Origin of the sequence: Mesorhizobium sp. M7A.F.Ca.AU.001.01.1.1 (assembly GCF_004022735.1) — a bacterium.
Taxonomy (GTDB): domain Bacteria; phylum Pseudomonadota; class Alphaproteobacteria; order Rhizobiales; family Rhizobiaceae; genus Mesorhizobium; species Mesorhizobium ciceri.
In genome coordinates this window covers 1-10,596 of record NZ_RZPF01000150.1, presented here as the reverse complement: position 1 = coordinate 10,596, position 10,596 = coordinate 1, and the positions used below count along the sequence as shown (strand labels likewise).

The window sequence follows — 10,596 nt, the reverse complement described above, 5'->3', positions numbered from 1 at the left end:
GGCAAAATACTGGCACAGCCGCATGAGCTCGCCGTTGAGCAGCGAAATGCATCGCTCCGAATCGCCGGCGAAATTGTCGCCGTCCGAGGCCTGGGCGGCATAGATGTTCCAGTCATGGGCCGGGTAGCGGCTGGTGATAATACGGTGCATTTCCTCCAGCGCGGTGGAAACGACGGTGCCGCCGCTTTGGGTGTTGTAGAAAAATGTTTCCTCGTCGACCTCCTGAGCCAGGTGCGTGTGGCGGATGAAAACAATCTCGATGCGGTCGTAGCGCCGTTTCAAGAACAGGTGCAGCAAGACGAAGAAGCGCTTGGCCAGATCCTTCTCGCGCTCGCCCATGGACCCGGACACGTCCATAAGACAGAACATGACGGCATTGGCGTTCGGCACCGGCCGGGAATCGAAGCGGTTGAAGCGGATGTCGACCGGATCGACATAGGCAATCCGGCGGCGGCGGCGTTCCAGCCGGTCGAGCTCTTCGCGCAATGCCGCAATACGCTGGCGCGCTTCGGCGCTGGATGGCGTCGACTCGAGCGAGGCGATTTCCTCGAGGATCGCATCCAGTTCGACCTGCTTGGGGCGCCTCAGCGCAATGCGGCGGCCGTGGCTGTTGCGCATTGTGCGGCCAACATTGATGTTGGTCGGCGAACCTGTGGCGGCGAAGCCGGCTCTGCGCGGCTTGAAGGCAAGGATCTCCTTGAGGTTGAGCTTGACCATGTCCGGGAGCTCGAGATCCTCGAAGAAAAGATCGAGCACTTCCTCGCGCGACAGCACGAAACGAAAGTCGTCTTCAGATGCCTTGTTTCCCGGCGACGATGCTCCCCCGCCGCCCCCGCCGGGTTTGGGGATCAGGTCTCCAGCGGAGAAATGCCTGTTGCCCGGCAAGATGTGCTGGCGCCTGCCGCTGTCGCGGGCGTTGTTGAAGCTCGGCTCGCTTGTGCCTCTTTCGGGCATGCGCACGGCATGCTCGGAATCCGCGTCGGCGATCCTGCCGGTGCGGATCTGATCGCGTATGCTGCGTTTCAATTCCTCGCGCGCGCGTCGCAGGAAGCGCTGGCGATTGCCGAGGCTTTTGTCTTTAGGGTTCAGGCGGCGGTCGATGAAGATCGGCATGGAACCATCCGGGTTCTCTAACCCGCCCTGTTCACCCGCATGTACCAGTCCACAAGGCGACGCACCTGCCGCTCGGTGTAGCCGCGCTCGACCATCCGCTGCACGAATTCATTGTGCCGCTTTTCCGTGACACTGTCCTGCTTGGAGCCGAAACTGATCACCGGCAGGAGGTCCTCGACCTGGCCGAACATGCGTTTTTCGATGACTTCCCGCAGCTTTTCGTAACTTGTCCACGCCGGGTTGCGGCCATGGTTTCTTGCACGGGCGCGCAGGGTGAATTTCACCACCTCATTGCGGAAGTCCTTGGGATTGGCGATGCCGGCCGGTTTTTCGACCTGTGAAAGCTCGTTGTCCAAAACCTCGCGGTTGAGGATCTGGCCTGTGTCGGGATCCTTGTAGTCCTGGTCTTCGATCCAAGCGTCGGCATAGGCGATGTAGCGGTCGAAAAGGTTCTGGCCGTACTCGCTGTAGGATTCCAGATAGGCTTTCTGGATCTCATGGCCGATGAATTCGGCATACCGCGCGGCCAGCTCGGACTTGATGAACTCCAGATAGGCGGCTTCCGTCTCCTTCGGAAACTGTTCGCGCTTGATTGCCTCCTCCAGGATGTACATGAGATGCACGGGGTCGGCGGCCACCTCTTCGGTGTCGTAGTTGAAGGTCTGCGACAGGATCTTGAAGGCAAAGCGCGTGCTGACGCCTGCCATGCCCTCATCTACGCCGGCGGCGTCCCGATATTCCTGAACCGACTTTGCCTTGGGGTCGACTTCCTTGAGGTTCTCGCCATCATAGGCGCGCATCTTGGTGTAGAGCGGCGAATTGTCGTGCTCGGCCAAGCGGGTCGAGACGGTAAACCGGCTGAGGATGTCCAGCACCTCTGGAGCGCAGGGACTGGCGGCCAATTCGCTCTCCCGCAACAGTTTCTCGTAGATCTGCCGCTCTTCGGTTATCCGCAGGCAATACGGCACCTTGACGACGAGGATGCGATCGAGAAAAGCCTCATTGTTCTTGTTGTTCTTGAACTGCAGCCATTCCGACTCGTTGGAATGGGCCACGATGATCCCCTGGTAGGGAAAGGCGCCGAAATTTTCGGTGCCGTTGTAGCTGCCTTCCTGGGTAGCCGTCAGCAGCGGATGCAGGACCTTGATAGGCGCCTTGAACATTTCGACGAATTCAAGCAGGCCCTGGGTGGTCCGGTTCAGTCCACCGCTATAGGAATAGGCGTCCGGATCGGACTGGCTGAAGTTTTCCAATTGCCGGATGTCCACCTTGCCGACCAGGGCCGAGACGTCCTGATTGTTCTCGTCGCCGGGCTCGGTCTTGGCGATGCCGATCTGGCGCAGTCGCGACGGCATCAGCTTGACGACGCTGAACTTGGAAATGTCGCCGGAAAGTTCGTCGAGGCGCTTGGCCGCCCATGGCGAAATGAGCCCATTCAAGCGGCGTCGTGCAATGCCGTATTTATCCTCCAGCAGGTCGCCCATGCGATCGGGATGGAAAAGGCCAAGCGGCGATTCGAAAACCGGGCTGACCTGGTTGCCGACCTTCAGCGTGTAGATCGGGCGCTGTTCCATCAACTTCTTCAGCCGCTCGGCAAGGGAGGATTTGCCGCCGCCCACCGGGCCGAGCAAATAGAGGATTTGCTTGCGCTCCTCGAGCCCCTGGGACGCATAGCGAAAATAGCCGGCGATGCGCTCGATTGTATCCTCCATGCCGTAGAAATCGGCGAAGGAGGGGTACACTTTCAGGGTCCGGTTGGAGAAAATACGGCCGAGCCGCTCATCCTTGCTGGTGTCGACCAGGTTCGGCTCGCCGATCGCCTCGACCATCCGTTCAGGCGCCGAGGCATACATCGACTTGTCCTCGCGGCAGGCAAGGAGATATTGCTGGATGCTGATCTCTTCCTGCGCCGCGTTGGTGTAAATTTCCGAAAAGAGATCGAAGACGTCAGACTGGTTCTCTCGCATGATGCTTTTGCCCTCGGAGCCGCTGTGGCTTCCATTCGGCTCGTCTCGCATTCAACTGCCGGGGGGCACCGTTTGTTCCCTTCATGTGAAGAGGTGGCCGCGATCTTAAGGATTGAGGCTACTCCGCGAGACCAAAGCGCTCGTTGCGGAGCCGTATTCAGCGGGTAGCGGGTGTGTTGCGAACCCCTGACTGGACGGCTGGGGCGGCCGCGTGCAGTCTTGCCTTGCCAGGAGACAATGATGATCGATCGACGAAGCCTGATCATGGCCTCCATGGCGGCGATGCTGCCGTTGGAAGCGTCGGCCGCGTGGAAAACACGCCGGCCCACGCCAGAAACCTTCGACTACGGGCCGGCCAAGCTCGACATCTACGCGCCCGATGGTGCAACCGGCCTGCCGGTCGTGTTTTTCGTTCATGGCGGCACCTGGCAGTTTGGCAAACGCAGTCAGGTGGACGCCAAACCGGCCTTCCTGCTCGCCAACGGCTTCTGCTTCGTCTCCATCGATTACCGCATGCTGCCGCAGGCCAATGTCGCCACCCAGGCTGGTGACGTCGAAAAGGCCTATGCTTACATCAGGGCCAACATCGCCCGGCATGGCGGCGATCCCAACCGCATCGTCGGCATGGGCCATTCGGCCGGCTGCCATCTGGTTGCGCTGACCGGCATGCGCGGCGGATTGCCGGGCATAGCCGCGCTCATCCTCGACGACACCAGGGCCTATGATCTTGCAGCACTTGCCAAGAATGGCGGTATGGTCCGGGCCTATGCCCGCGTCTTTTCCGATCCCGCGCAATGGGCGGCACTTTCGCCGGCCAGCTATGTCGACGGCCGCAAGCACCCGCCGACTTTCATCGCCTATTCGCGGGCATCGGGCCGGAGCGAGGACTCCAGGGCCTTTGCCGAGCGCCTGCGATCGACGGGCACCAAGGTTACGCTGTTCGACGGCAGCGCCTATACGCATATGTCGATCAATCGCGATTTCGGCGAGGAGGGCGACGCGCTGACCGCGGCCGCGCTGGCATTCCTGAAATCGACGGTTGGCTGATCTTTACGGCACTGGATTAGATCAAAAGTAGCGGCAAGACATTGCTGCAGGTGCTCGCGGGTGCAACTGCTCTGCGATCTTGAGCGGGAGGGAATTGCATGAACGGCGCCGATGTCCTGTGTGACGTGCTTCTGGCCAATGATGTGACGGTCTGCTTCGCCAATCCCGGCACCTCCGAAATGCACTTCGTTGCAGCGCTTGACCGCAAGCCGAAAATGCGTTGCGTGCTCGGGCTGTTCGAAGGCGTGGTGACGGGTGCCGCCGATGGCTATGCGCGGATGACCGATCGGCCGGCCGCGACGCTGCTGCATACCGGTCCCGGCCTGGCCAACGGGCTGGCCAACATGCACAATGCCCGGCGTGCCTTCAGCCCGATGATCAACATCGTCGGCGACCACGCCTCTTACCATCTGCCGCTCGATGCCCCACTCACCAGCGATATCGAGAGCCTTGCGGCGCCGATGTCCAACTGGGTCGGCCGCGTCAAGGGTCCGGCCGATGTCGTGCCGGCAGCTGAAGCGGCCTTTCGCGCCTCGCTGACACCACCCGGCGTCGCGACCCTGATCCTGCCGGCGGATGCCGCCTGGGGCGAAGTCGAGGCGGTTTTGCCCGGCAAGGTGACGTTGGCGCCGACGCCGGCCGTCGATATGGACGCGGTACGCAAGATCGCCGCGGCGATCCGTGCCGCTCCGGGCCGGGCCGGCATGATCGTTCGCGGAAAGGCCGCGCGCGCCGATGCGCTCGCCATCGCCGGGCAGATCTCGACGGGCAGCGACGTCCGGCTGTTCGGCGAGGTTCTGATCGCACGGATGCAACGCGGGCGCGGGCGTGTCGCGCCGACCCGCATCCCCTATCCGGTCGATGCGGCGATGGCTGTGCTGAGCGACGTCGATGTTCTGATCCTGGTCGGCGCAAAGGAGCCGGTTGCCTTCTTCGCCTATCCGGGAAAACCGGGACGGCTTGTCCGGGAAGGCTGCGAGGTGCTGACATTGGCCGCCCATGGCGACGATCTGCATGCGGCGCTGGAGGCGCTTCGCGACGAACTTGGCATCAAGCCGTCGCGACACAAGGTGCTGGCGGCCGCTTTTCCCGACGAGGCAACGCCGAACGGCAAGCTGACGGAAGATGCCGTCGCACTTTCGGTGGCGCGCAAACTGCCGGCCGATGCGATCGTCTGCGATGAAGCGGTCACCTCGGCCAGGCGTTTCTTCGCGCTGTCGGCCTTTGCCGCGCCGCACGACTACATGATGGGCACGGGCGGATCGATCGGTGGCGGCATCCCGATGGCGACCGGGGCGGCAATCGCCTGTCCCGACCGCAAGGTGGTCAATCTCGAAGCCGACGGCAGCGGCATGTACACGGTGCAGGGATTGTGGACGCAGGCGCGGGAAAAGCTCGACGTGGTGACGATCGTGTTTTCCAACCGAACCTATGCGATCCTGCATGGCGAGATGAAGAATGTCGGCGTCGGCGCCATCGGCGAGAACGCCAGGCGCATGCTCGACCTCGACCATCCCTCGCTCGACTGGGTATCGCTGGCCAAAGGCATGGGCGTGGAGGCGGCTCGCGCCGATACGTGCGAGCGCTTCGACGCGTTGCTGGACAGTGCGCTGTCACGGCGCGGGCCGTTCCTCATCGAAGCGGTGCTCTGAGCGCGGGGAAGCGACCTACCAGCGGGTCTTTTCGCCGGGAGCCGCGGGTTCGATCGCCAGCGCATGCACGCCGGCCTTCAGTTCGTCGGCAAGCAGTTCGTTGACGGCGCGGTGACGGTCGATGCGGCTCATGCTGGCAAAGGCGGAAGCGACGACGCGGACGCGAAAATGCGTCTCGCCGGTGCCGTCGTAAGTGCCGTGATGGTCGGAGCCGTGATGGTGGTGGCCGGCATGGAGATGGCTCTCGTTGATGATAACCAGCCTGTCCGGCGAAAATGCCTTGTTGAGCTTGTCTTCCATGGTCGCCTGTATGGACATCGCCATCTCCCTTCACCACATATCGTTGGCGTCTCGGCCTGGAAACCGAAAATCGGTTTCGCGAGGGGCCGCCGCCGCGCAACAAAATCCGCCATTCGCCTGCTTTATGCCGCGATTCAGCGGTTAGGGCGATGATCGCGAAAATGTCAATTCTTGTTTCGCATCTGCGAACGCCCCATAAATGGGTAAGATGAAGCCGTACCCCAAATATTTCGAGAAGATTCGCGTCCGTCCCGACAAGGACGCGGAGCTGAAGTCGCACTCGCCGATCTGCCAGTGGGACGGCTGCAAGGAAGCGGGCACCCATCGTGCGCCGGTCGGGCGCATGAAGGAGGGTGAGTATTTCCACTTCTGCTTCGATCATGTGCGCGAGTACAACAAGGGCTTCAACTACTTTTCCGGCGTGCCGGACACCGAGGTCGCGCGCTTCCAGAAGGAAGCCATGACCGGGCACCGGCCGACCTGGAAGATGGGCGCCAACGGGGCCTCGACCCGGTCGTCGCCCGATATGGCCCAGATGCGCTCCGGCCGCGCCGGCTACTATAACCGCATGCGCGACCCGTTCGACCTGTTCAAGGGACCCAAGGATCCGCGCGAGGCGCGCGAGCGCAAGGCCAAGCCGCTTGAGGCCAAGGCGCTGGAAACGCTTGGTCTTGATACAAAGGCGACTGGCAAGGAGATCAAGGCGCGCTATAAGGAACTGGTGAAACTACACCATCCGGATGCGAATGGTGGCGACAGAGGTTCGGAAGACCGGTTCCGCGATGTGCTGCAAGCCTATCGCGTGCTCAAACAGGCGGGCCTGTGCTGAGCGACCATACGGTTCGTGTCGTTTTCCAACTTTCATAAGGTTGGAAAAGGCTTTAAGACCGCCCCCGGACAAAATCGATTGCCGGCGAAATCAGACGTTTCGCCCGTGGAGACGTTGAGAGATATGAACAAGGTCGATCGCGACATCGCCAACCTGCCCGACACGACGGTGTCGGTGAAGGAGAAATTCGGCTTCGAATCCAAGATGGTGGTGCCGGCCTATTCGGTGACATCGGAGCATGTGCCCGACATCGACCCGGACTATCTGTTCGACAAGAACACGACGATGGCGATCCTTGCGGGCTTTGCCTACAACCGCCGCGTCATGGTGTCGGGCTATCACGGTACCGGCAAGTCGACCCATATCGAACAGGTAGCCGCCCGCCTCAACTGGCCCTGCGTGCGCGTCAACCTCGACAGCCATGTCAGCCGTATCGATCTCGTCGGCAAGGACGCGATCGTGGTCAAGGACGGGTTGCAGATCACCGAATTCCGCGACGGCATCCTGCCCTGGGCCTACCAGCACAATGTCGCGCTGTGCTTCGACGAGTATGATGCCGGCCGTCCGGATGTGATGTTCGTCATCCAGCGCGTGCTGGAATCGTCAGGCCGGCTGACGCTGCTCGACCAGAGCCGGGTTATCCGCCCGCATCCGGCCTTCCGGCTGTTTTCGACCGCCAACACGGTCGGCCTGGGCGACACCACCGGCCTCTATCACGGCACCCAGCAGATCAACCAGGCCCAGATGGACCGCTGGTCGATCGTCACCACGCTGAATTATTTGCCGCACGACAATGAAGTCGCCATCGTGCTGGCCAAGGCCAAGCACTATCGCGACGGCAAGGGCAAGGACATCGTCAACAAGATGGTGCGCGTCGCCGACATGACGCGCTCGGCCTTCATCAACGGCGATCTGTCGACCGTGATGAGCCCGCGCACGGTGATCACCTGGGCAGAGAATGCCGAGATATTCGGCAATATCGGCATGGCGTTCCGGCTGACCTTCCTCAACAAGTGCGACGAACTGGAGCGCTCGGTGGTGGCCGAGTTCTACCAGCGCGCCTTCGGCGAGGATCTGCCCGAGAGCGCCGCCAACGTGGTGCTGGGCTAAGACCGCTCCATGGGAACGACCCACCGGACGTTCCTATGGAGTCTTGTATTCCTCTGCTTTGGTCTCAGTCAGGCAGCCATGGCCCAGAACCAACCACTCAAACCTGGGCAGACTTGGACGTATCACGGCGCGACACCAGTATCCTCGCGTGTGATCATAGGCGCTGTCGATTATCTGGAAGGCGAAAGTCAGCCGATCGTATCGATCTCAGTCTCTGACGCGCCGATACCTAATGACGGAAAGCAGCTGCAAACAATCCCTCACCTCCCTGTAGCGGCTGACGTACTGAGAGAAAGTCTGGTTGAACTTGAGGGTGTTCGTCCAATTCCCGACGGGTTTGACCACGGATACAGTCATTGGAGACAGGCATATGACAGTGGGAAAGGCGGCTATTTTACGATCTCGGTCGAAGAGATTATCGGCCTCCTGCGCACTCAGCTTGGCCAGCGGCCAGCGGTACAATAGAGATAGATGATGGCGGGTCCGGGCGACAACACGCGCAACAAGTCGAAGACGGGCTCTGAAGCCGACAGCTTCAAGCGTGCCGTCACCGTCTGCATGCGCGCCATTGCCGGCGACAAGGAACTGGAAGTCGGTTTCGCCAAGGACCGGCCGGCGCTCGCCGGCAGCCGCGCGCGCTTGCCGGAGCTGCCCAAGAAGGCATCGAAGACCGATATCGCGATCACCCGCGGCCTCGGCGATTCCATGGCGCTGAAGCGCGCCTGCCATGATGTGCGCATCCACACCAAGCTGGCGCCGGAAGGCAAGGCGGCCCGCGCCATCTATGACGCGGTCGAGCAGGCCCGCGTCGAGGCGATAGGCTCACGCGCCATGCAGGGCGTCGCCGACAATATCGGCTCGATGCTGGAGGACAAATACGCCAAGGCCAACCTCGTCGACATCAAGGACAAGGCCGACGCGCCGATCGAGGAAGCTCTTGCCCTGATGGTGCGCGAGAAGCTGACCGGCCGTCCGATCCCGAAAAGCGGCGAGCGGCTGGTCGAACTTTGGCGCCCCTGGGTCGAGGAGAAGGCCAAGGCCGACCTCGACGGATTGTCGGCCAAGCTCGGCGACCAGCAGGCGTTCGCCCGGGTCGTGCGCGAGATGCTGGCCTCCATGGAAATGGCCGAGGAACTCGGCGACGACCAGGAGACGGAAGATTCCGAGGACAATGATGACAACCAGCCGCAAGGCGAGGAGCAGAGCGAGGAGGGCGGCGAAGAGGATTCCGGCTCCGAGCAGTCGCAGTCCGAGGATGCCGAAGCTTCCGCCGATGACGAACAGTCGGCCGAGACGGAAGCCTCCGACGCCACCGCCGACGATCTGTCCGACGATGACGACGCCGATGCCGAAACACCCGGCGAAGCGCGCCGCAACGACAATCCCTTCACCAATCTGCCGAAAGAGATCGACTACAAGGTCTTCACCACCGCTTTCGACGAGACGGTCGGCGCCGAGGAGTTGTGCGAAGAAGAAGAGCTCGACCGGCTGCGCGCCTTCCTCGACAAGCAGCTCGCCAACCTGTCCGGCGTCGTCGGGCGGCTGGCCAACCGCCTGCAGCGCCGGCTGATGGCGCAGCAGAACCGCTCCTGGGACTTCGACCTGGAAGAGGGCTATCTCGACCCGGCACGGCTGGTGCGGGTCGTCATCGATCCGATGCAGCCGCTGTCGTTCAAGCAGGAGCGCGACACCAAGTTCCGCGACACGGTGGTGACGCTGGTGCTCGACAATTCCGGCTCGATGCGCGGCCGGCCGATCACGGTCGCCGCCACCTGCGCCGACATATTGGCGCGCACGCTGGAGCGCTGCGGCGTCTCGGTCGAGATCCTCGGCTTCACCACGCGGGCGTGGAAGGGCGGGCAGGCGCGCGAGAAATGGCTGAAGGACGGCAAGCCGCCGAATCCTGGCCGGCTCAACGATCTGCGCCACATCATCTACAAATCGGCCGACCATCCGTGGCGGCGGGCACGGCGCAATCTCGGCCTGATGATGCGCGAAGGCCTGCTCAAGGAAAATATCGACGGCGAGGCGCTGCTGTGGGCGCATAACCGGCTGATCGCCCGGCCCGAGCAGCGCAAGATCCTGATGATGATCTCGGACGGCGCGCCGGTCGACGATTCGACGCTGTCGGTCAATCCGGGCAATTATCTCGAACGCCATCTGCGCGCCGTCATCGAGCTGATCGAGACGCGTTCGCCTGTGGAACTCTTGGCCATCGGCATCGGCCACGATGTCACGCGCTACTACCGCCGCGCCGTCACCATCGTCGATGCCGAGGAGCTGGCTGGCGCCATGACCGAGCAGCTGGCTTCGCTGTTTGCCGAGGAAAGCGCGAAGGATACGCGGCGCGGCGGTGGTATGCGGCGCGCCGGATGATCTCCAGGCGCGGCGGCTTTCAGCAGACGCTTTTCGCCGCCATCGCCCTGCTTTCCGGTGTGGCTTCGGCGGCAGCCGGTTCGCCCGACTCTGGTTCTGTCGAACCGGTCGAAATCTCGGCCCGCCCGATCACCGAATTTCACATTGGCCGTGCCGACAAGCAATTCGGCCCTTTCGAATTCGTCGGCGGGCTGGAGATGAC

General features: G+C 62.3%; 8 protein-coding genes and 1 pseudogene. 6 read left to right on the top strand and 3 right to left on the bottom strand.

What is annotated here, in order from left to right; genetic code table 11:
* Window positions 1-1,113: DUF444 family protein (locus EN884_RS11915; protein ID WP_164894983.1), on the bottom strand; the 1,113-nt coding region annotated here is incomplete at its 3' end.
* A gap of 17 nt (window positions 1,114-1,130) precedes the next feature.
* Window positions 1,131-3,080, bottom strand: a complete 1,950-nt coding sequence (locus EN884_RS11910) for a PrkA family serine protein kinase (RefSeq protein WP_013529362.1) — start codon at window positions 3,078-3,080, stop codon at window positions 1,131-1,133.
* 240 nt (window positions 3,081-3,320) lie between these two features.
* On the opposite strand from EN884_RS11910, the gene EN884_RS11905 reads away from it, so the two are divergent.
* Window positions 3,321-4,127, top strand: coding sequence for an alpha/beta hydrolase (locus tag EN884_RS11905; protein ID WP_063169111.1), 807 nt, complete (start codon window positions 3,321-3,323; stop codon window positions 4,125-4,127).
* A 98-nt stretch (window positions 4,128-4,225) separates the two neighbouring features.
* The gene (locus EN884_RS11900; RefSeq protein ID WP_063169110.1) at window positions 4,226-5,779 is read left to right on the top strand and encodes an acetolactate synthase large subunit; all 1,554 of its coding nucleotides are present in this window, start codon (window positions 4,226-4,228) and stop codon (window positions 5,777-5,779) included.
* Between the two features lie 15 nt (window positions 5,780-5,794).
* On the opposite strand, the gene EN884_RS11895 is transcribed toward EN884_RS11900, so the two are convergent.
* Window positions 5,795-6,097, bottom strand: a complete 303-nt coding sequence (locus tag EN884_RS11895) for a BolA family transcriptional regulator (RefSeq protein WP_063169109.1) — start codon at window positions 6,095-6,097, stop codon at window positions 5,795-5,797.
* 181 nt (window positions 6,098-6,278) lie between these two features.
* Here EN884_RS11895 and EN884_RS11890 point away from each other — a divergent pair, with 181 nt between their 5' ends.
* The 4 genes and pseudogenes from EN884_RS11890 to EN884_RS11870 all read left to right on the top strand — a co-directional run.
* Entirely contained in the window at window positions 6,279-6,908 is a 630-nt protein-coding gene (locus EN884_RS11890) for a J domain-containing protein (protein WP_013529366.1), read from the top strand.
* A 123-nt stretch (window positions 6,909-7,031) separates the two neighbouring features.
* Window positions 7,032-8,018: a cobaltochelatase subunit CobS gene (gene cobS, locus EN884_RS11885; RefSeq protein WP_013529367.1), complete on the top strand. Its 987-nt coding sequence runs from the start codon at window positions 7,032-7,034 to the stop codon at window positions 8,016-8,018.
* 471 nt (window positions 8,019-8,489) lie between these two features.
* Window positions 8,490-10,394, top strand: coding sequence for a cobaltochelatase subunit CobT (cobT, locus tag EN884_RS11875; RefSeq protein ID WP_181172684.1), 1,905 nt, complete (start codon window positions 8,490-8,492; stop codon window positions 10,392-10,394).
* A pseudogene (locus tag EN884_RS11870) lies at window positions 10,391-10,596 on the top strand (hypothetical protein); the annotation flags it as partial. The gene cobT and the pseudogene EN884_RS11870, both read left to right, overlap by 4 nt.